The 19940-nt window shown below is 48.1% G+C and carries 22 protein-coding genes; 10 read left to right on the top strand and 12 right to left on the bottom strand.

Annotation, left to right across the window (positions count from 1 at the left end; translation table 11 throughout):
* The first annotated feature begins 276 nt into the window (after window positions 1-276).
* The 5 genes from AF331_RS08135 (at window position 277) to AF331_RS08115 (ending at window position 6407) form a co-directional block, all read left to right on the top strand.
* On the top strand, window positions 277-1551 hold the full coding sequence (locus tag AF331_RS08135) for an extracellular solute-binding protein (protein WP_053427569.1): 1275 nt from the start codon (window positions 277-279) through the stop codon (window positions 1549-1551).
* Between the two features lie 114 nt (window positions 1552-1665).
* On the top strand, window positions 1666-2952 hold the full coding sequence (locus AF331_RS08130; protein WP_053427568.1) for a carbohydrate ABC transporter permease: 1287 nt from the start codon (window positions 1666-1668) through the stop codon (window positions 2950-2952).
* A gap of 1 nt (window position 2953) precedes the next feature.
* Entirely contained in the window at window positions 2954-3790 is an 837-nt protein-coding gene (locus AF331_RS08125) for a sugar ABC transporter permease (protein WP_048004351.1), read from the top strand.
* 38 nt (window positions 3791-3828) lie between these two features.
* Window positions 3829-5373: an alpha-amylase family glycosyl hydrolase gene (locus AF331_RS08120; protein WP_053427567.1), complete on the top strand. Its 1545-nt coding sequence runs from the start codon at window positions 3829-3831 to the stop codon at window positions 5371-5373.
* A gap of 11 nt (window positions 5374-5384) precedes the next feature.
* A complete protein-coding gene (locus AF331_RS08115) occupies window positions 5385-6407 on the top strand; it encodes a LacI family DNA-binding transcriptional regulator (protein ID WP_053427566.1) in 1023 nt (340 codons plus the stop codon).
* Window positions 6408-6461: 54 nt separating this feature from the next.
* On the opposite strand, the gene AF331_RS08110 is transcribed toward AF331_RS08115, so the two are convergent.
* From AF331_RS08110 to AF331_RS08095, 5 genes are all read right to left on the bottom strand, one after another.
* Window positions 6462-7325, bottom strand: a complete 864-nt coding sequence (locus tag AF331_RS08110; RefSeq protein ID WP_053427565.1) for an SDR family oxidoreductase — start codon at window positions 7323-7325, stop codon at window positions 6462-6464.
* Between the two features lie 104 nt (window positions 7326-7429).
* Complete coding sequence (locus AF331_RS08105) at window positions 7430-8776, bottom strand: CoA-disulfide reductase (protein ID WP_053427564.1); 1347 nt, start codon at window positions 8774-8776, stop codon at window positions 7430-7432.
* A 72-nt stretch (window positions 8777-8848) separates the two neighbouring features.
* Window positions 8849-9340 carry a YajQ family cyclic di-GMP-binding protein gene (locus AF331_RS08100; RefSeq protein WP_053427563.1) on the bottom strand — a complete coding sequence of 164 codons (492 nt, stop codon included), beginning with the start codon at window positions 9338-9340 and terminating at the stop codon, window positions 8849-8851.
* A 147-nt stretch (window positions 9341-9487) separates the two neighbouring features.
* Window positions 9488-9619, bottom strand: a complete 132-nt coding sequence (locus AF331_RS22150; protein ID WP_152915555.1) for a DUF3941 domain-containing protein — start codon at window positions 9617-9619, stop codon at window positions 9488-9490.
* Between the two features lie 55 nt (window positions 9620-9674).
* Window positions 9675-10523 (bottom strand): DegV family protein, encoded by an 849-nt coding sequence (locus AF331_RS08095; RefSeq protein WP_053427562.1) that lies wholly within the window; start codon window positions 10521-10523, stop codon window positions 9675-9677.
* A gap of 175 nt (window positions 10524-10698) precedes the next feature.
* On the opposite strand from AF331_RS08095, the gene AF331_RS08090 reads away from it, so the two are divergent.
* A complete protein-coding gene (locus AF331_RS08090) occupies window positions 10699-11544 on the top strand; it encodes a YitT family protein (protein ID WP_053427836.1) in 846 nt (281 codons plus the stop codon).
* A 41-nt stretch (window positions 11545-11585) separates the two neighbouring features.
* Here AF331_RS08090 and AF331_RS08085 read toward each other — a convergent pair whose 3' ends face one another.
* The 3 genes from AF331_RS08085 to AF331_RS08080 all read right to left on the bottom strand — a co-directional run bounded on the left by AF331_RS08085 (window position 11586) and on the right by AF331_RS08080 (window position 12825).
* Window positions 11586-11765: a DUF3813 domain-containing protein gene (locus AF331_RS08085; protein WP_053427561.1), complete on the bottom strand. Its 180-nt coding sequence runs from the start codon at window positions 11763-11765 to the stop codon at window positions 11586-11588.
* Between the two features lies 1 nt (window position 11766).
* A complete protein-coding gene (locus AF331_RS22740) occupies window positions 11767-11910 on the bottom strand; it encodes a hypothetical protein (RefSeq protein WP_162838955.1) in 144 nt (47 codons plus the stop codon).
* Window positions 11911-12015: 105 nt separating this feature from the next.
* On the bottom strand, window positions 12016-12825 hold the full coding sequence (locus AF331_RS08080; RefSeq protein WP_053427560.1) for a Cof-type HAD-IIB family hydrolase: 810 nt from the start codon (window positions 12823-12825) through the stop codon (window positions 12016-12018).
* Between the two features lie 157 nt (window positions 12826-12982).
* On the opposite strand from AF331_RS08080, the gene AF331_RS08075 reads away from it, so the two are divergent.
* Both AF331_RS08075 and AF331_RS08070 read left to right on the top strand, forming a co-directional pair.
* Window positions 12983-13756: an alpha/beta fold hydrolase gene (locus tag AF331_RS08075; RefSeq protein WP_053427559.1), complete on the top strand. Its 774-nt coding sequence runs from the start codon at window positions 12983-12985 to the stop codon at window positions 13754-13756.
* A 66-nt stretch (window positions 13757-13822) separates the two neighbouring features.
* A complete protein-coding gene (locus tag AF331_RS08070) occupies window positions 13823-14131 on the top strand; it encodes a metal-sulfur cluster assembly factor (RefSeq protein WP_053427558.1) in 309 nt (102 codons plus the stop codon).
* Between the two features lie 41 nt (window positions 14132-14172).
* Here AF331_RS08070 and AF331_RS08065 read toward each other — a convergent pair whose 3' ends face one another.
* Entirely contained in the window at window positions 14173-14850 is a 678-nt protein-coding gene (locus AF331_RS08065; RefSeq protein ID WP_053427557.1) for a Crp/Fnr family transcriptional regulator, read from the bottom strand.
* Window positions 14851-14900: 50 nt separating this feature from the next.
* Window positions 14901-15719, bottom strand: a complete 819-nt coding sequence (locus AF331_RS08060; RefSeq protein ID WP_053427556.1) for an undecaprenyl-diphosphate phosphatase — start codon at window positions 15717-15719, stop codon at window positions 14901-14903.
* 175 nt (window positions 15720-15894) lie between these two features.
* On the opposite strand from AF331_RS08060, the gene AF331_RS08055 reads away from it, so the two are divergent.
* Together AF331_RS08055 and clpB are read left to right on the top strand one after the other, a co-directional pair.
* A complete protein-coding gene (locus AF331_RS08055) occupies window positions 15895-16074 on the top strand; it encodes a YjzC family protein (RefSeq protein WP_048004339.1) in 180 nt (59 codons plus the stop codon).
* A 122-nt stretch (window positions 16075-16196) separates the two neighbouring features.
* Window positions 16197-18782, top strand: a complete 2586-nt coding sequence (gene clpB, locus AF331_RS08050; RefSeq protein WP_053427555.1) for an ATP-dependent chaperone ClpB — start codon at window positions 16197-16199, stop codon at window positions 18780-18782.
* Window positions 18783-19151: 369 nt separating this feature from the next.
* Here the strand turns inward: clpB and AF331_RS08045 are convergent, their stop codons facing one another.
* Both AF331_RS08045 and AF331_RS08040 read right to left on the bottom strand, forming a co-directional pair.
* Entirely contained in the window at window positions 19152-19382 is a 231-nt protein-coding gene (locus AF331_RS08045; RefSeq protein WP_053427554.1) for a hypothetical protein, read from the bottom strand.
* A gap of 195 nt (window positions 19383-19577) precedes the next feature.
* A complete protein-coding gene (locus AF331_RS08040) occupies window positions 19578-19760 on the bottom strand; it encodes a DUF2929 family protein (protein WP_053427553.1) in 183 nt (60 codons plus the stop codon).
* Window positions 19761-19940 lie beyond the last annotated feature (180 nt).

Below are 19940 nucleotides of genomic sequence, written 5' to 3'. Positions count from 1 at the left end.
CAATTATAGGAGGTTGTCAATTATGTAATGACATAGAAAAGTTTTTACTAAAAAGGTATTGTCAAATGGGCGTTACTTAGTATAATGATAGTAGATTGTGCAATCGCTTTCACAATAAAAATGAAAACGTTATCTTATATCGGGTGGAGGTCAATCATTTATGGAAATCCGATAGGGGAAGCCCGGGGACCATACATAGATTCCAGGGGAATACTCCCGTTTTTGTGCAAGCGGTTGTCCACATTCGGAAATTGACAACCATTAGGAGGGGTCAGGGTGAAGAAAGTCGTTTCGTTATTCATGGTCTTGTTGTTGGTAGCAGGGGTATTGGCTGCATGTGGTCCGAACAGGGAAGAAGGAGCATCCGGAGACGGAGGCAAGAAGGCGGAAAACAAAGATAAGCCTGAAAAACTGGTCGTCTGGGAAGATGAGAAGAAATCCGGATGGCTGGACGAAGTCGGTAGGAAGTTCACGGAAGAAACAGGTATCGAGCTCGAGGTGAAGGAAGTCGAAATGGCTTCTAAAATGAAAGAGCAGCTGCGCCTCGATGGACCAGCAGGTACGGGTCCCGATGTCGTAACATTCCCACATGATCAGATCGGGGAACTTGCCCTTGCAGGTCATATTGCACCACTTGAAGTGTCTGATGACGTCAAGAAGCGTTTCACAGAGTCTTCTATTCTGGCAGAAAGCTATGATGGGAAGCTTTACGGCCTGCCAAAATCGTCTGAAACACCAGTATTCATCTATAACAAAGAATTGATGAAAGAAGCACCTGCATCAATGGATGATGTATACTCGTTCGCAAAAGATTTCACGAAAGATGGCAACTATGGTTTCCTTGCTCTATGGGATAACTTCTACTTTGCCCACGCACCGATGGGTGGATACGGTGGCTATGTGTTCGCTGAAAATGACGGAGCCCTTGATCCGAAAGATCTTGGTTTGAACAACGATGGAGCAGTAGAAGGAACAGAATATATTCAGAAATGGTACAAAGAAGGATTATTCCCTAAAGGAATCATCGGTGAAAACGGTGGATCCGCCATGGACGGACTGTTCAACGAAGGCAAAGTGGCATCTGTCATGAACGGACCATGGTCTTTCCAAGGCTACAAGGATGCGGGGATCGATATCGGTGTCACAGCGATGCCGAAGCTTCCGAACGGCGAGCCGATGAAAACATTCATGGGTGTTAAAGGATGGCATGTATCCGGCTATTCCAAGAACAAAGAATGGGCACAGAAATTCGTTGAATTCATCACAGAAGATGAAAATGCGAAATATCGTTTTGAACAAACACAGGAAGTACCAACAAACGAAGGCTTGATCAATGATTCTGCGATTGCTGAAAATGAAGGCGCTAAAGCTGTTGCTGAGCAGTCCAAATACGCTGTACCGATGCCGAACATCCCTGAAATGGGTGAAGTTTGGGATCCGATGGCCAAATCACTGCAAACGGTCGTGACAGGCAAGCAGGAGCCGAAAGCGGCCCTGGATGCTGCGGTCAAGCAAATCGAGGATAACATTAAAGCCAACCATTCTAACTGATGAAGAGTGGCGGCACCTGTCTGCGGGTGCCGCCATCCTTTTCAAGAGCTTTCTAAGCAAATAGCCGCCGGCTTAGAAAGCTCTTGAAACATAAAGATAAAGGGGGAGTTCAGGATGGATCAATCCAATCCTACTACTAAACATAGAAAAACGGCACTGGCCCTATCTCTCATTCCCGGCCTTGGCCAGCTTTACCATCGTCAAATCCTGAAGGGGGTCTTCTTCCTCATCATGACCCTTTCCTTCATCCTGGTGTTCAAGGATCTCATATCCTTAGGGCTCTGGGGCATTACGACCCTGGGTACCGATGTTTCCTATGGGGATCATTCCATCTTCCTTATGGTGTACGGCATTTTGGCCATCATCGTCATCTTATTCGGAATCGCATTCTATCTGTATAATCTGAGGGACGCTTATAAGAACGGAGCCAAAAGGGACAATGGAGAGAAGATCGCGACGATCCGCGAACAGTATCGGAACCTTGTAGATAATGGTTTTCCCTACCTTATCATGTCGCCGGGATTCCTTCTTCTGATCTTCGTGGTCATTTTCCCGATCATCTTCGTTGTCCTACTGGCATTCACGAACTATGATCTCTATCACTCTCCGCCTGCAAAACTCGTAGACTGGGTTGGCATCCAGAACTTCGTCGATATCTTCAAGATCGATATCTGGCGTGAAACCTTCGTGACGGTCCTTGCGTGGACGCTGGTCTGGACTTTAGGTGCCACTACCCTGCAAGTGGCTCTTGGAATCTTCCTGGCCATCATCGTAAATCAAAAAGATCTGAAGGGAAAAGCCGTCATCCGTACGGTTCTAATCCTGCCGTGGGCCATTCCTGCATTCGTCTCCATCCTCGTCTTCGCCGGGATGTTCAACGAATCATTCGGTGCCATCAATCGTGATATCCTCGGATTCTTCGGCATCGAAGGACTCCCATGGATGACAGAGCCGCTATTTTCGAGGATTGCCCTGATCATGATCCAGATGTGGCTTGGCTTCCCGTTCATCTTTGCCATGACGACCGGAGTACTTCAGTCGATCCCGGATGAATTATACGAAGCCGCGACCGTGGACGGTGCTTCGGCAGTACAAAAGTTCAAGAATATCACATTGCCCCTTGTCCTGTTTGCAACGGCACCGATCATCATCACCCAGTACACATTCAACTTCAACAATTTCAACGTCATCTATCTATTCAACGGTGGCGGTCCGGCACTGACAGGTCAAAATGCCGGCGGTACCGACATCCTGATCTCATGGATCTATCGATTGACCATGACATCAGCGCAGTATTCAAAGGCTGCAGCCATCACGCTGCTCCTGTCCATCATCGTCATCACAGTGGCCATCTGGCAGTTCAAGAAGACGAAATCATTCCAGGAAGAGGATATGATGTAAAATGAAAAAACAAAAAATCATCCGGTTGACCTTATCGTATCTTGTCATTGGCATCATGTTCGCGGTGATTCTCTATCCTGTCGCATGGATCATCGGTTCCTCGTTCAATCCCGGGCAGAGTTTGTCTGGTTCGAGCATCATCCCTAAAAATGCGACCCTTGCTCATTATAAGGAGCTATTCAATCTAGAAGAAAGCAACTATATGCTCTGGTATTGGAATTCATTGAAGGTGAGTCTCTCGACCATGGCCCTGACCGTGTGCCTTGTGAGTTTGACGGCATATGCCTTTTCACGCTACCGTTTCGTCGGACGGAAAAATGGGCTGATGGCCTTCCTCGTCCTGCAGATGATTCCGAACTTTGCAGCGCTGATTGCCATTTTCGTCCTGGCGCTTTTGACAGGACTCCTTGACAGCCATCTCGGGCTTATCCTCGTTTACGTCGGAGGACAGATCCCCATGAACACGTGGCTGATGAAAGGGTATCTCGACACCATCCCGAAGGAGCTCGATGAATCAGCGAAGATCGACGGTGCAGGACATCTCAGGATCTTCCTGCAGATCGTCATGCCACTTGCAAAACCGATCATCGCCGTTGTGGCCCTGTTTTCATTCATCTCACCGTTCGCAGACTTTATCATTGCAAGCATCCTGCTTCGCTCAGAGAAGATGTATACGCTCCCCGTGGCCCTGTATGATATGGTCGCGAAGCAATTCGGGGCGGAATTCACAACGTTTGCAGCAGGTTCTGTCCTGATTGCTGTACCGATTGCCCTACTTTTCCTTTTCTTCCAGAAATACTTCGTTTCAGGATTGACGGCAGGGGGCACGAAAGGATAATCTTATAGGCGTTACTAACATTTGGAGGAGGAGCGGAGATGAAAAGAAGAGTGTTATCTCTCATTTTAGTCCCGTTTCTTCTTTTTTACGCCCATCCGGTAGGTGCAGCTGAAAAAGAAGAGCGAATGTGGCAGGATGAATCGATTTACTTTTTGATGGTGGACCGATTCAACAATGGGGATTCAAGCAATGATAAAAACGTGGACGCCAACGACCCGCTGAGTTATCAAGGGGGAGATTTCCAGGGGATCATCGATCGCTTGGATTACATTCAGGAGATGGGCTTCACAGCCATCTGGCTCACCCCGATTTTTGAGAATCAGCCTGGGGGATACCATGGATATTGGACCACCGACTATTATAAGACAGAAGAGCATTTCGGCTCGATTGAAACGTTTAAGAAGCTTGTGGAAGAAGCGCACAAACGCGATATGAAGATCATCCTTGATTTTGTTGTGAATCATGTCGGACCTGAGCACCCATGGGTGACGGATCCTGCTAAGGCAGACTGGTTCCATGAAAAGCAGACGATGAACTTTGAAGATGAAGAAAGCGTGAAAAATGACTGGTTATACGACCTGCCCGATTTGAATACAGAGAACCCGGAAGTGAAGGAATACCTGATCGATGCCGCTAAGTGGTGGATCAAGGAAACCGATATCGATGGGTATCGCCTTGATACTGTGAAGCACGTACCGAAGGAGTTTTGGAAGGACTTCACGAAAGAAGTAAAAGCAGAGAAGGATGATTTTTACCTCTTAGGTGAAGTGTTCGACACGGACCCTGAGAAGATAGCAGAATATAATGGAGTGGGGATCGATGGATTCGTCAATGTACCCCAGGCCGAAGAAATGCGGCAGGTATTCAAGAAACCGGATACATCCATGGATCGGCTTTTCAATTTCTGGGGATACAATCAGACCTTTTATGAGAACCCTTACTTGATGGGTACCTTCATCGATAACCACGATATGAAACGATTCACGCGATTGATGGTGGAAGAGAAGGAGTTCCCGGGAACGAGGTGGAAGCTCGCCCTTACCTATATGTATACAACGCCTGGGATCCCGATCCTCTACTATGGTTCTGAAATTGCCGTCGATGGGGGAGAAGATCCTGATAACAGGAGGCTGATGAATTTCCGGGCCGATAAAGAACTCATCGATTACATCACCCGCCTTGGGGAGCTGCGGAAGACCCAACCTGCCCTCACAAGGGGAGAGATCGAAAAGGTATACGAAAATGACGGCATGGGGATCTACAAGAGGACCTATAAAGATCAAACCCTGCTGATCGCCATCAATAATACGAAGGAAACACAAACGATCGATCTGACGGAAGATCAGTTGGAAGCAGATCAAGAGCTGAAGAGTCTCCTGACAACGGACCTTGTCAGGAGCGACAGTGAAGGGACCTATAAGATCGTCCTCGACCGTGAAGAATCGGAGATCTATGAGCTGAAGAGTAAGTCCGGGCTCAATATCCCATTCCTCGTCGCTCTTGGGATAGTCTACGTATTATTCATGGTATTCCTATATGTAGTGAAAAAACGCGGTAAAAAGAATAAGCATCAGAAAGAATAGAGGTGGAATACATGGCGATTACCATAAAGGATGTGGCAAGGCTTGCGGACGTTGCTCCTTCGACGGTTTCACGCGTCATTGCCAATAATCCAAGAATCAGTGAGAAGACGAAGAAGAAGGTGAGGGAAGCCATGACCGAGCTCGGATATCACCCTAACTTCATCGCCAGAAGCCTCGCCAATCAATCGACACAGGTCCTGGGTCTGGTCATGCCCGGGTCCACGAGCACATTTTCACAGAATCCATTTTTCCCAACCGTGTTGAGGGGCCTTAGTGAAGGCGCCCATAAAGAACAATATGCGCTGCAAATGTCCACTGGCCAGACCGAGGAGGAAATCTATGAGGGCATTGTTCAGATGGTCCAGGGAGGAAGGGTGGACGGGATCGTCCTTCTATACTCCAGGGTGGAAGACCGGGTGATGAACTACCTGAGGGAAAGGGATTTTCCCTTTGTGATGATCGGGAAGCCATACAAGTATGCAGAAGAAATCACCCATGTGGACAATGACAATTTCCGGGCGACAAAAGAGGTGACCGAGCATCTGTTGAATCTCGGGCATACGTGCATCGGATTCATCGGTGGAGATCTGAACCTGGTAGTGACGGTCGAACGATTATTAGGCTATGAAAAAGCGCTGGGTGAGGCCGGACTTGAGCTTCATGATGACTACATCATCCATGAGGAGTTCCTCCGGGAAGGCGGCCGGGAAGCCATCAATGAGCTGATGCAGCTCGAGGAACCTCCGACGGCCCTGGTGGTGGCAGATGATCTGATGGCCCTTGGGGTACTCAATACCCTGGACGAGATGGGGATCACGGTGCCGGATGATATCTCCATCGTCAGCTTCAATAACGTCCTGCTGGCGGAGATGTCCCGCCCACCCCTGACCTCGGTTGATATCAATATCTTCAAACTTGGGAATGAAGCAGCGAAGAATCTGATCCAGAAGATTAAAGATCCCCTCGAGCCGGTCAAGCGGATCATCGTTCCCCATTGCATAGTGGAGCGGCAATCGTGCACGCGTAAGAGGTAAAGATAGGCAAGCCAAAAGGCATTCCAATCGGAATGCCTTTTGGCGTTGGTTGCCTCACCCGTTCACGATCATGCCGCCATTGACATGGATCATCTGACCCGAAACGTATGTGGAGTCTGTACTCGCGAGGTATACATATGCAGGTGCAAGCTCGAATGGTTGTCCCGCTCTAGCCATCGGTGTATTGCCTCCGAACTGTGAAACCTTCTCCGAGGTGAAGGTGGAAGGGATAAGCGGCGTCCAGATCGGTCCCGGAGCCACTCCATTCACCCTGATGCCCTTGGAAGCGATATTGTCGGCAAGGGAGCGGGTGAAACTGACGATGGCCCCCTTGGTGGCCGAATAATCAATCAGGTCTTTACTGCCTTTATACGCAGTGATGGATGCCGTATTGATGATGGAAGCCCCTTCCTTCAAGTGGGGAAGGGCAGCCCGGGTCACATAGAACATGGAAAAGATATTGGTCCTGAACGTGCGCTCCAGCTGCTCATCATCGATCTCTTCAAGACCCGCTTGCGGATGCTGTTCAGCAGCATTGTTCACGAGAACGTCCAGTTTGCCGAATCGGGAGATCGTCTTTTCCACAAGCTCATTGCAGAAATGGGAATCCCCGATGTCACCCGGGAGGAGCTCACAGTTGACACCTTCCGCTTCAACGAGCTCTTTCGTTTTTTGTGCGTCTTCATGTTCATCGAGATAGGAAATGACCACATCTGCTCCTTCACGGGCGAAATACCACGCAACAGAACGTCCGATTCCGCTGTCTCCTCCCGTGATTAGGGCTACTTTCCCGTCCAGTTTGCCGCTGCCTTTGTAATTTTGATCGGTATGGATCGGCTGGGGGTTCATTTCATCGATTGTACCGGGCTGGTGATCCTGGTGCTGAGGGGGGAATTGCTGTTTATTTTGTTCGGTCAATGCAAACACTCCTTTTTTAGTAGTTCATCATATGGAATAGTGTTTACCCAACGTTTGGAAATGATAACGTCATCTTTGCAGATTTTCGATCATTAAGACTCCGGTCAATCCATTTCGGCTTCAGCCTTGTATCCGACCATGTTCAACAGTCCTTTTGGAGAAGAGAATGGTGGGGCATAGCACGTTTCGATTTCCTGAAGTCCAGTGATCGTTATCCCCCCATAAATGGCGGTAGCAAGGATGTCGATTTGTTTATCGACTTTTTCTTCGCCGATGACGCTCCCTCCATAGATCTTCCCGCTGGAGGGATCGAAGTGGACTCGTACGTATACATCCTTCGCCCCAGGGTAGTAGGCGGCATGGGATTTCCCTTTGTGGACAATGGTCTTGAATCGATAGCCCTTCTTGGTCAATTCCTTTTCGCCGAGACCTGTGGAAGCGACGTGGAGATCAAATACTTTCGCGATGGCCGTTCCGAGCATCCCGTGGAATGGCACGGGATCCCCTGTGATATGTCTCGCGATGACATAAGCCTGTCGATGGGCAGGCCATGCGAGGGGCACCTGCTTAGGGGCGTGATCGATGAAATCGATGGACTCGACGGCGTCCCCGACACAGTAGATGGAAGGGTCGTCGGTTTGCATGAACTCATTCGCCTTCACGCCTCCCGATTCCCCAAGAGAAAGTCCCGCCTGTTCTGCGAGTTTATTGTTCGGTTTGATTCCCACGGCAAGAAGCAGGCAATCAGCTTGGACCATCTTTCCGCTGTCGAGCTTAAGTTGATCTTGGCCCGTCACTTCGTGTAGCCCATCTTCAAGATAAACATTGATTCCATTTTCTTTGAGGTGGTGCTGAACGATTTCGGCCGCTTCAGGGTCAATGATATGGATGAGCTGCGAAGAGCGCTCCACTACCGATACACTCATGCCGAGTTCCGAAAGGTTTTCCGCCATCTCCACCCCGATGTAGCCTCCGCCTATGATGGCACAGGATGTGGGCTTTTCTGTTACAAGGTGCTGCTTCATCCGGTCCATGTCTGCGACGGTCCGCAGATGGAAGGCGGGAATCTGCTCCAGTCCCGGAATATCTGGGAGGATCGAGGAGGCGCCGGTGGCAAGAACCAGTACGTCATAAGTCTCTTCATAATCCTCATTGGTGGTATGGTTGCGAATATGTAAGGTCTTTTGTTCCCTGTCGATCGTTAATGCCTCATGCTTCATCCTGACGTCCAGCCCTTTTTTTGTTTGAAGGGATTCAGGAGTGGCGGCGAACAGGCTTTCACGATCCTTGATCACATCCCCGAGATAATAGGGCATCCCGCAGGCGCCGTATGAGAGGTGATCGGTTCTTTCAAGGACGATGATTTCCATTGTTTCATCAAGCTTCCTGAGCTGGGATGCCGTGGTGGCCCCGCCACCGACCGCTCCGATGATGATCACTTTTTTAGTCATGTTCTGCCTCCTAAAAATAAAAAGTCCGATGGGTTTATGATACCCATCGGACAGATAGAAGAAACAGAAGGATCAGCGGAAGTTCACAAACTGGACGTCGATGGAGAGGTCGGCTCCCCTGACAGCTGCCATGATTTGTTGAAGATCATCTTTGCTTTTTCCCGTAACCCGGACCTGGTCGTCCTGTACCTGGCTTTTGACTTTCACACCCGACTGTTTGATCAGGAGATTGATTTTTTTCGCATTTTCTTTATCGATTCCCTGTACAAGCTTGGCGCGTTGGCGCACGGTACCGCCTGAAGCTCCTTCAAGCTTACTATAGTCCAGATTCTTGACAGGCACATTGCGCTTGATCAGCTTTCCAAGAAGGACATCCTTCAGTTGGTTCATCTTGAACTCATCATCCGAAATCAGGACGAGCTCTTCACCATCAAGTGAGATATCGCTTTTGCTCCCTTTGAAATCATAGCGGGTCTTAACTTCCTTCAGTGCAATTTGAATCGCGTTGCTAACTTCAGACATATCAACCTGTGAAACGATATCAAATGAATTCTCTTTTGCCATATGTATATCCCTCCGAATGTGCATGATTCTTTTCTCTTATTAAAATACCACCTGGAGAGGTATAAAGTACAGGATATTCCCCTTATGGAATTGATTTCTTGGGTTATCGGCAACAAAAAAGCCGCCATAGGAAAAGGCGGCAGCCGGTCAAAGATGATCCGTTTTTTTTGAGAATTGATGTTTACCCGATTCTCTATTCTTTTCTTTCAGCTTGTTCTTTTTCTGAAGCAGGGCGTTATTGTCCCTGGCTTTCTTCTCATTGTCTGATGTATGTGACATGATAGACCCTCCTTTTCCCTTAGTATGGGCAGGACGGGGAGGAATATGTCTTTGATCAGTTCAAGAAATAGATGGCGAGGGTGCCGGTGCCTGTATGAGAACCTACAGCGCATCCAATAATATTGATGGTAACATCTTTAGGGGAGAAACGCTCTTCGATCATCGCCTTCATCTCGAGTGCAAGCTCTTCATCATCTCCATGGGAAATGCCGATCGTCTGTTGGGAAAGGTTGTTTCCGCGTTCTTCCATCAGATCGAGAATGCGCTTGAGGAGCTTCTTCTTCCCGCGATGTTTTTCCAGTGGCACAAGTTTCCCGTCTTCCACATGAAGAAGGGGCTTGATGTTCAACAACCCTCCGAGAAATGCAGATGCTTTGGAGACGCGGCCGCCCTTGGCGAGATATTCCAGGTCTTCGACGGTGAACAGATGCTCCATATGTTCCACATGGTAGCGTGCCGTTTCCACGATTTCATCCTTGGTACCGCCAGCGTGGAGCACCTCTGCGGCTTTGATCACCGATAGTCCGTACCCGAGGGAGGCACTACGGGAATCGATGATGGTCAAATCAAGATCGGGATACTCCTCCTTCACTTGATCCTTGATCATCACCGCTGTCTGATAGGTCCCTGAAAGTTGGGAGGAGAAGGCGATGTAGACACCTGGATCACCGGACTTGGCAAGCTCCGTGAAGGACCTCAGGAACACATCGGGCGAAACCTGGGAGGTCTTCGGAACATGACCTTCGCGGATTTTATCAAAAACTTCCTTTGGCTGGATCGTGACAAGATCCTCGTAATCATGTCCGTCGATATGTACCTGCAGGGGAAGCAGTTCTATGTTGGGTTGGTCGAAGAAAGTTACCGGCAGGTCGCTGGCACTATCAGCAAAAAGTTTAACGTTCATATCTATCACCTTTTTTCGTTATATAGGTTTAGTCTAGCTATTTTTCAGTAAAAGTACAATCGATAGTTATTCAAATTCTTGTACATAAGGATCATGTACAAGGGGTTTAGCTGTGATATAGTGTGGAACATAAGGAACAACAACACTTGCCAAAGGAGTTCGATTCATGAAAAAAATGCACGTTACCCTGGAAGCGAAGAAGTTTCTTGTTGTATTGGTGGGAGCGGTCCTTGGGGCTGTTGCCATGAACTTCTTCCTGATTCCTGCTAATGTATATGCAAGTGGATTCACGGGTATGGCTCAATTATTATCCAGCCTCCTGAAAGAATTCACTCCGTTCCACCTATCTACAGGTATCTTATTATTCATACTGAACATACCCGTCACCATCTTGGGATGGATGAAGGTCGGTCGGTCATTTACGATCTACAGCTTCGTCTCGGTTTTCCTGACTTCATTCTTCCTTGAAGTCATCCCTGTGGTGGAGCTTTCACCCGATATCCTCCTCAACGCTGTATTTGGCGGTGTCATTGCTGCAGTCGGAGTCGGTCTTACCCTTAAGTACGGTGCGTCGACGGGAGGGATGGATATCATCGCCATGATCCTTTCCAGGTTGAAGGACCGACCGGTCGGAACCTATTTTTTCATCATGAATTCAATCATCATCATTTCAGCGGGCTTCCTGTATGGGTGGGAAAAATCCCTTTACACGCTGGTGACGCTTTATGTGACGACCAGGGTCATCGACGCCATCCATACGCGGCATGAAAAGCTTACCGCCATGATCATCACGAAAAGGACGCAGGAACTGAAAGATGCCATCCATGCGAAGCTGGTGAGAGGAATTACGACGGTGCCGGCCAAAGGGGCTTTCTCAGGGGAAGATAAAGAAATGCTCATCATCGTCATCTCCAGATATGAACTGTATGAACTGGAGCACACCATCAAGGAAGTCGATCCCCAGGCTTTTACGAATATTGTCCAAACGACAGGTGTATTCGGATTTTTCAGGAAAGACTAAACAAAGGGCAGCCGTTTTATCGGCTGCCCTTTTGCATGTTCTTACGATAGGCGGTTCAACTCATCCTGCATGGAGTGAAGCTGCTTTCTTTCCTCGTTATTCGAGTTGGCAAATGCAGAGGAAAGGGCATTTTTCGCTTTCTGTATCGCCTGTGGATCCGATTGTGAGCCACAGGCTTCCTCTACTGCGGTCCGGGCCTGTCGGAAAAGTGGATTTGCCATTTTACAGACCTCCGTCGTAAGGAGTATTGGAAAGCTTCCTTGCTTCTGCCTCGGCATAAGTCAAATGGTATGGAATGCGTTCATCATGTTTCGAGACCGCATTTTTTCCTTGCTGTACAAAACGCTTGGACTTGTTCCTTCCCATCCTAACCACCCCTTATCGAAGTTGGAGCGCCACTTAGACGCTCCTGATTAGTATGGCTGAAATCCATTGAAATACGTTAGCAAGTATTACCCTCCATTGCAAACATTACAATTCAAGATGCCTTTGAAGGAATCTGCCGATCCCGTCGTCTTCATTACTTTCCGTGATATGATTGGCAAGATCTTTAAGTGGATCGATGGCGTTCCCCATGGCTACGCCCGTTCCGGCGTATTGGATCATTTCAAGATCATTATCCTCGTCACCGAAGGCAATGATGCGGTCCTGTGGAATTTGAAGGCTCGCGGCCACTTTTTCGATGCCGACGGCTTTATTCAGGCCAGTTTTGACGATTTCGATGATGTGCCAAGGAGCAGCCCAGCGGCGATGATCGATCAGTTCTGCATGGACGTCATCGAGGTGGGAACGGATCTCCGGAACATCGTGTTCATCAGCATGGATCAGCATGGAAGTGGGGTGATCTTTCAATACTTGGCGTATATCTCCGGTAGAGATGGACGGATTCCCCATCATGAATACATCGATGATCTTTTCATCATGATAGTGAAGGTACACATCATCCTTCACTTCCGCCACGATATTCTGGAATTTAAAACCGTGACAGGCATCAATGATCTGTTTGGCTGTCTCAAGGTCCATCGGTTCATGATGGACTCCCCAGGAAGGGTCACCCGGGTGATGGACGAATGCTCCGTTGAAGTTGACGATCGGCGTATTGAGCCCCATCTGCTTATAGTAAAGTTCACTCGCACGGAATGGTCTGCCTGTTGCGATCATGACCTCATGCCCATTTTTCCTGGCTTTAGTGAGGGTCTCCAACGTGCGCACGGATATTTTCTTTTCATCTGTAAGCAAGGTTCCGTCCAGGTCAAGGACGATAAGATGTTTATCTTTCATGTTCACTAATCCCCCATTTATATGTTCTCTAGTTGTAGTGTACGCATAAGGCCGCACGCTTGTCCACTGAACGTGGAGGTGAAGGCCAAATAATATACATGCTTCTTCCACTAGGATATCATAGGAAGGAAGCTATACCTGGAAGGAGCGGACGATCGTGATCAACGTAGAGAATAATACCATTGAAGAAATCCCCTTTCTTCATCTGGTGAAAGAAGAATACCGCAATGAAGCGCTGCCGACGTGTTTTTTCGTCCACGGATTCACGAGTGCGAAGGAGCATAATCTGCACTATGCCTATTATTTAGCCGAGAAAGGCTTCAGGGTGATCCTGCCCGATTGTCTTGAACACGGGGAGCGGGGGACAGGTAAGACCGAATATGAGCTGGGCAAACGATTCTGGAACATCGTCATCCATACCATCAAGGAGTTGGAAATCCTCAAGGAGACTTTCGCCCGGGATGGCCTGATCGACGAGGAGAGAATCGGTCTTGCCGGAACGAGCATGGGCGGAATCGTGACCCTTGGTGCCCTGACTCAATATGAATGGATCAACAGTGCGGTATCCCTCATGGGAAACCCATCCTATGTGAAGCTAGCAAAGGCTCAGCTTGGCCAGCTTGAAAAAATGGGCTATGAGAATCCTTTCACAGAGGGGCAGGTCGAAGAAATCTTGTCCGAGCTCTCACGGTTCGATCTCAGTCTGCAACCGGAAAAGCTGAACGGACGTCCCCTGATGTTCTGGCATGGTAAAAATGATAAAGTCGTCCCGTTCCAGCTTACATACGAAGCGTATACGGAACTTCTTCCTTTCTATGAAGGGCGCGAGGATCAACTGGTCTTCCTTGAAGATCAGAAAGCCGATCACAAAGTAAGCCGAGACGGTGTCTTGAAGCTCGTGGACTGGTTCGTCGACCATCTGATGGCGTAACCTTTTGTCATATGGGACAGAATTTGTTAAGATGGGTTAAGAATACGGACAGATAGGAGTGATCGTGTGGATCAAGATCTGAAAGATAATATGATGGGCGCCCTTGAACAAGTGGTGGACCCTGAACTCGGAATAGACATCGTGAATCTGGGATTGGTATACGACGTGGAATTGAATGAAGAAGGAACGGCCACCGTTACGATGACGCTGACTTCCATGGGATGTCCCCTCGCCGGGACCATCGTGGATCAGGTGAAAACAGCGCTTCGTGATATCCCTGAAGTAAAAGATACTGAAGTCGACATCGTATGGAATCCGCCTTGGAGCAAGGACAATATGTCACGCTATGCCAAGATTGCATTAGGGATCCGCTAATCGTTCCATAAGAAAAGGGCCTGCACATTGCAGGCCCTTTTCTAGTTGATTTGACAAATGCATAGGGGGCATTGATCGCAATCGATCATTTCTTTCAGTCGATCCAGTTTATGAATGGTGATGAAGCCTTTATTGATGGAAAGCACCCCGTCTTCCTTTAGGTCGTGAAGCATCCGGTTCACCATTTCCCTGGAGGCACCACAGAAATCGGCGAGGTCCTGATTGGTGAGGCAGATTCCGATGACGATCCCGTCCACCTGGTGTTCACCGTACGTATTGGTCAAACGGATCAAGGTTGAATATAGGGCGCCCTTCTTTCCATGAAGAAGAAGATCCCGGAATCTCGATTGGTCTTTCCTCTGTTGCAGCTGAACCCATTTCATCCAATCACGGTTCCTCACACGATCGTCCAAAAGAGATGCCTCGAAATCGGTAATAGGAATCGAGAGGAGGGAACAGCGATCCATCGCCCGGGCACTGACCGAACAGGTAGAATCCCCGCAAATCAATTCTCCCACCACATCCCCGGCTCCGACAATTCGAAGGGCCAGTTCACGTCCACCGGGTGTGGACCTCGTTACTTTGATATGCCCTTCCTTGATAAAGAACAAGTGGCTAGGAACTTTTCCTTCAAGAAACAGGTAGCTTCCTTTGGAAACATCATATGGTAGACCTTCCAGCATGAACATCTCTTTGATCGATCCAGGTACATGTCCCACAGCCTCACACCATTTCGTTTAGATAGGTAAAGGATATTCCTCTTCGTGAATTATAGAAGGGAAAATAGTGCCACGCCACCGCCGACAACAAAGCAGTAGATGGCGAACACTTTCAGGTTGCCCCTTGCCATGATCCCCATGAACCATCTTAATGCATAGTAGGATGCAATGAGGGAGGCCAGGAATGCAACGGTATATGGTACGGCCAGTTCCCCTAATTTAGGGTCGTTGATCATGTCTTTGATGCCGAGCAACATGACACCGAACGAAACAGGTATGTATAAAAGGAAAGAAAATCGAAGGGCGGTTTCGGGTTTCATCCCCCGTCCCATGGCTGCGACGATGGTGGCGCCTGAACGACTGATACCCGGTATCAGGGCAACTGCCTGTGCGAGTCCCACGATGATGGCATCCTTCAAGTTGAGATCCCCATCATTTTTTCGCCCGCGCAGATTACGGATCAGCCATAGGGCAATACCCGTAATGATCAGGGTGATTCCCACTGTGATAATACGATCAGAAATGAGCGCCTCGATATCATCACCGAAAAGGACACCGATGACGCCTGCAGGTATCGTCCCGACGATCAAGAAAAGGATGAATTTGAAATCCCGGGTATTTTCCGGGGACTTCGTCTTGAAGTATCCGAGCCCGTTAGCAATCAGCCTGTAGATATCTTGGCGGTAAATGATGAGCACTGCCAGCAGGGATGCGGTGTTCACAAGAATTTCAAACGTTAATGAAGTGGTCTTGATATTAAAGAAATGCTGAATAATTTGAAGATGGCCACTGGATGAGATCGGAATCGGTTCGGTCAAACCTTGAATGAGTCCGAGTACCAGGTACTTCAGTATTAAAATAAAATCCATTTTCTTTCCTCCAAGCAAAAAAATTCACACTAATTCATTTAACACCATTGAGTAAAAGACTGTAAAGGGAATTTGCCCAATCGAAAAGAGATTGACATATTTCTGACAGGTATGAATGGCTCCCGTATGTCGAAAAATAGAAGCGAAGCACATGCTTCATAAAGGAGGGGTCACAATGGGACAGCGCAGACACTTCAAGGGTGGCGAAAAAGCACCCAATAATGGGATATACATTGAAATCGGTGAAACCGGGAGTACCGTCAATCACCCGAAGCAGGCTAAACTGAAGGCCGGGGATCGTTTTCCTGAGACGACAAACGACGATCGCCACTGGACGTATGCAAGGAAGCCGTAATGATTAGGGATGGGGCATCAGCTCCATCCTTTTTTGTATAGCCATGGGCTTTTGTTTTCTAATACGGACGAAAAGAGCTATAATAAAGAAAAGGTCAAGAATGGTCAAGGAGGAGTGAGTGCATGAATTTTGATCAATTCACCGTTGCCATCCAGGAGGGGCTCGTGGCGGCAGGAGAACTGGCAAAGGAGAAAAAGCATACGGACATCCTGTTGATCCATCTGTGGGATCGTCTGCTTGAAGGGCCGGACAGCTTTTTGGCTTCCCTCTACGCCCGGATGGATCTCGATATTTCAGAGCTGCAGGAGTTTATACAGTCAAGGATTGAGCAGGTCCCGGAGGTACAGGGGGAAAATATTCCTTATGGACAATACTTCGCTGCTGATATTCGTCGTCTCCTTGATGATGCCAAACAGCTTATGGAAAAATGGGGTGATGAGTACATATCTACAGAACATCTTGCTGTAGGGATCTACCGTCAGCAAGATCATCCCATAACGCGTTACTTCCTTTCAAAAGGGATTGAGCAACAATCGATTCAAAATCAGGTGGAAACCATCAGGGGAGGGGACAAAGTGACAGATCAACAGGCTGAGATGAAATATGAAGCCCTTAAGAAGTATGGAAGGGACCTTGTGGAAGAGGTGCGATCCGGAAAGCTTGATCCGGTTATCGGACGAGATGGAGAAATCCGTCATGTCATCCGGATCCTTTCAAGGAAAACCAAAAATAATCCCGTTCTGATCGGGGAACCGGGTGTAGGGAAGACGGCCATCGTAGAAGGCCTTGCTCAGCGGATCGTCCGAAAAGATGTTCCGGAGGGGTTGAAGGATAAGACCATCTTTGAATTGGACCTGAGCTCACTCGTAGCAGGGGCGAAGTTCAGGGGGGAATTCGAAGAGCGACTGAAGGCGGTACTGAAAGATGTGAAAAAAAGTGAGGGAAGGATCATCCTCTTCATCGATGAGCTGCATACGATTGTCGGTGCAGGCAAAACCGAGGGAGCGATGGATGCAGGAAATATCCTGAAACCGATGCTCGCCAGGGGGGAACTTCACTGTATCGGCGCGACGACGCTCAATGAACATCGTACGTATATTGAAAAAGATCCTGCCCTCGAGCGACGCTTTCAGCAAGTGCTTGTAGAAGAACCGACCGTGGAAGATACGATCTCGATCCTCCGTGGACTTAAGGATCGTTTTGAAATCCACCATGGTGTCAATATCCATGACCGGGCCATCGTGGCGGCTTCGATGCTGTCTGACCGCTACATCACCGATCGTTTCCTGCCGGATAAGGCCATCGATCTTATTGATGAAGCCTGTGCCATGATCCGAACCGAGATCGATTCGATGCCTACAGAGCTCGATGAAGTCACCAGGAAGGTGATGCAACTTGAAATCGAAGAAGCGGCTCTGGTGAAAGAAAAGGATGCGGCTTCCCTGGGAAGGCTTGACTCGATCAGGGGGGACCTTGCCAGCCTGAAGGAAAAGCTGAACGGCATGAAGATGAAATGGGAGCAGGAAAAAGCAAGCATCGCCATCGTCCAGGAAAAACGTGAGGAGCTTGAAAAACTGCGCCGGTCCCTAGAGGATGCAGAAAATCAATATGATTTGAACAAAGCAGCGGAGCTCAGGCATGGGAAGATCCCTGAAGTTGAAAAAGAGCTTGCCGGTCTCGAGGCAAAAGCGCTGAAGGAAGAAGAGGGACGTTTGCTGAGGGAAGAAGTCACGGAAGAAGAGATTGCAGGCATTGTAGCCAGGTGGACGGGAATCCCCGTAACGAAATTGGTGGAGGGTGAAAGGGAAAAGCTCCTGAAACTCGATAGCATCCTTCATGAGCGGGTCATCGGTCAGAATGAGGCGGTCGGTCTGGTGACAGATGCCGTCATCCGGGCAAGGGCAGGGATCAAGGATCCCAACCGTCCTATCGGATCATTCATCTTCCTGGGTCCCACAGGAGTAGGAAAAACCGAGCTTGCAAAAACCCTCGCCCAGACCCTTTTCGATAGTGAGGATCACATGATCCGTATCGATATGTCAGAGTACATGGAGAAACACGCGGTTTCAAGACTGGTGGGAGCCCCTCCCGGGTATGTGGGCTATGAAGAAGGGGGCCAGCTTACTGAAGCTATCCGACGTAAGCCATATTCGGTGATCCTACTTGACGAGATCGAAAAAGCCCATCCAGAAGTGTTCAATATCCTTCTTCAGATGCTTGATGATGGGAGGATCACCGATTCTGCCGGACGAACCGTGGACTGCAAGAACACAGTGATCATCATGACCTCCAACATCGGATCAACCCATCTTCTTGAGCGCAATCACGGAGAAGAGGAGATCAATGAAGAAACGAAGGAATTGGTCATGGGTCAGCTGAGGGCTTCTTTCCGACCGGAATTTCTGAACAGGGTGGATGATATCATTTTATTCAAACCCCTAAGCGTCAACAATATTAAAGGCATCATTGATAAGCTCTTTAAGGAGCTGCAAGAGAGGGTAGCTGAACAAGGTCTCTCCCTGCAAATCACGGACGAAGCCAAGTCCTTCATAGCTGAGTCGGCCTATGATCCCGTGTACGGGGCCCGTCCATTGAAACGTTTCTTGCAAAAAGAAATCGAAACAAAACTTGCCAGGGCCATTATAGCAGGCAAGGCTACTGGAGAAGTGATGGTTGAGAAAGGGGAGCGGGGCTTGATCATCAGGTGATGAGGATTGGGAAAGATCCTATTTAATGATGAACAAGATCAATTTAAATTATTTATACCGCTAATGATTCCTGTGCAGACTTCGCTTTCCGTGGGTAACCCGTGAGACTCCTCGGCATGCCTGCGGGGTCTCACATTAGCTACTCTCCCACAGGAGTCTTCGTCTTGCACTCCAATCAACCGCTGGAAACAATGACATTTAAATGTTGGTAAACCAAATTAAAAACCCGAACTCCTTTGCCTAGTGGTATGCAAAGGAATTCGGGTTTTACTATGACTAAAACACTTATGTCTCAGCTTCTTTCCTACGATTGGTCAAGTTATCATCGGATTCGAGAGATGGTAAACAAACCCAGTCAGTTTATTTTATTCATTCTGAGCTAGCATCATCTTTGTACGTAAGAACAATGAATTTATAGTCCGAACGATTACTGTCGGGAACCTCTTTAGATGATCGTAAATTAATGGTATTTACTATTTCTTCATTGATATGCTCCCACTCTTCCAAAGTGAGGGTCACGACTTGTTGAATTTTGGCCACATTGATAATTTTCAGTATACTATCCGGATTGATTCTCGGTGGTTGGTTGGCTGCTGGCATTGGTCCCTCTCGGACGGTTATATTGCCTGGGTTCCTTCTGCTCGTCATCAGTATTACTTTTCCGTTCACGAAATCTTAAGGCGAGTTAATTGCACCAACAGCTCAAGCGGAAAGAACGGAGAAATCTCCGGCGTTTTGAATAAAAAAGGCATGTAGACGGTCGTCTGAAATTCAGACCCGGTCTACATGCTTTTTTTAATGATCTTCGACAGGTTCGTTGGGAAGGATCAATGTTACGATATAAGCAAGGATCGTGACAGCTACGGATAAGATCAATCCCTGCATGAAATCGAATTTTCCGCCACTCATGTTTGCTACAACATAAGTCAGCATCTCGGTCAGTGCAAATGCCCAAAAGAACATCCAGAAAAATTTCACGGTTACACCCCGTTTCTATATAATTGGCTGAAAAAGCCTATGTAAACATTCATAATCTCCTCTATACTACCACAGCTTCAGCTTTTAATAAATGGCGAAAATGTGAAATGTAAACCCTATCATTTCATTCTCTTCATCATGAATTCCTTCATTAATGGGCTAATCCCCTTTCCGATACAG

It is taken from the genome of Rossellomorea marisflavi (genome assembly GCF_001274775.1).
In the GTDB taxonomy this organism is placed as follows: Bacteria; Bacillota; Bacilli; order Bacillales; family Bacillaceae_B; genus Rossellomorea; species Rossellomorea marisflavi.
Note: the sequence above shows the minus strand (reverse complement) of the source record. Positions and strands in the feature narration are given on the sequence as shown.

What these genes read in the sequence shown, in the direction of transcription:
- AF331_RS08100 (WP_053427563.1), bottom strand. Translation starts at nt 9,340, where the DNA reads ATGGCAAAAGAGAATTCATTTGATATCGTTTCACAGGTTGATATGTCT.
- AF331_RS08105 (WP_053427564.1), bottom strand. Translation starts at nt 8,776, where the DNA reads ATGACTAAAAAAGTGATCATCATCGGAGCGGTCGGTGGCGGGGCCACC.
- AF331_RS22740 (WP_162838955.1), bottom strand. Translation starts at nt 11,910, where the DNA reads ATGGGAAGGAACAAGTCCAAGCGTTTTGTACAGCAAGGAAAAAATGCG.
- AF331_RS08045 (WP_053427554.1), bottom strand. Translation starts at nt 19,382, where the DNA reads ATGCCAGCAGCCAACCAACCACCGAGAATCAATCCGGATAGTATACTG.
- AF331_RS08080 (WP_053427560.1), bottom strand. Translation starts at nt 12,825, where the DNA reads ATGAAAGATAAACATCTTATCGTCCTTGACCTGGACGGAACCTTGCTT.
- AF331_RS08115 (WP_053427566.1), top strand. Translation starts at nt 5,385, where the DNA reads ATGGCGATTACCATAAAGGATGTGGCAAGGCTTGCGGACGTTGCTCCT.
- clpB (WP_053427555.1), top strand. Translation starts at nt 16,197, where the DNA reads ATGAATTTTGATCAATTCACCGTTGCCATCCAGGAGGGGCTCGTGGCG.
- AF331_RS08125 (WP_048004351.1), top strand. Translation starts at nt 2,954, where the DNA reads ATGAAAAAACAAAAAATCATCCGGTTGACCTTATCGTATCTTGTCATT.
- AF331_RS08055 (WP_048004339.1), top strand. Translation starts at nt 15,895, where the DNA reads ATGGGACAGCGCAGACACTTCAAGGGTGGCGAAAAAGCACCCAATAAT.
- AF331_RS08085 (WP_053427561.1), bottom strand. Translation starts at nt 11,765, where the DNA reads ATGGCAAATCCACTTTTCCGACAGGCCCGGACCGCAGTAGAGGAAGCC.
- AF331_RS08090 (WP_053427836.1), top strand. Translation starts at nt 10,699, where the DNA reads ATGCACGTTACCCTGGAAGCGAAGAAGTTTCTTGTTGTATTGGTGGGA.
- AF331_RS08060 (WP_053427556.1), bottom strand. Translation starts at nt 15,719, where the DNA reads ATGGATTTTATTTTAATACTGAAGTACCTGGTACTCGGACTCATTCAA.
- AF331_RS08130 (WP_053427568.1), top strand. Translation starts at nt 1,666, where the DNA reads ATGGATCAATCCAATCCTACTACTAAACATAGAAAAACGGCACTGGCC.
- AF331_RS08120 (WP_053427567.1), top strand. Translation starts at nt 3,829, where the DNA reads ATGAAAAGAAGAGTGTTATCTCTCATTTTAGTCCCGTTTCTTCTTTTT.
- AF331_RS08095 (WP_053427562.1), bottom strand. Translation starts at nt 10,523, where the DNA reads ATGAACGTTAAACTTTTTGCTGATAGTGCCAGCGACCTGCCGGTAACT.
- AF331_RS22150 (WP_152915555.1), bottom strand. Translation starts at nt 9,619, where the DNA reads ATGTCACATACATCAGACAATGAGAAGAAAGCCAGGGACAATAACGCC.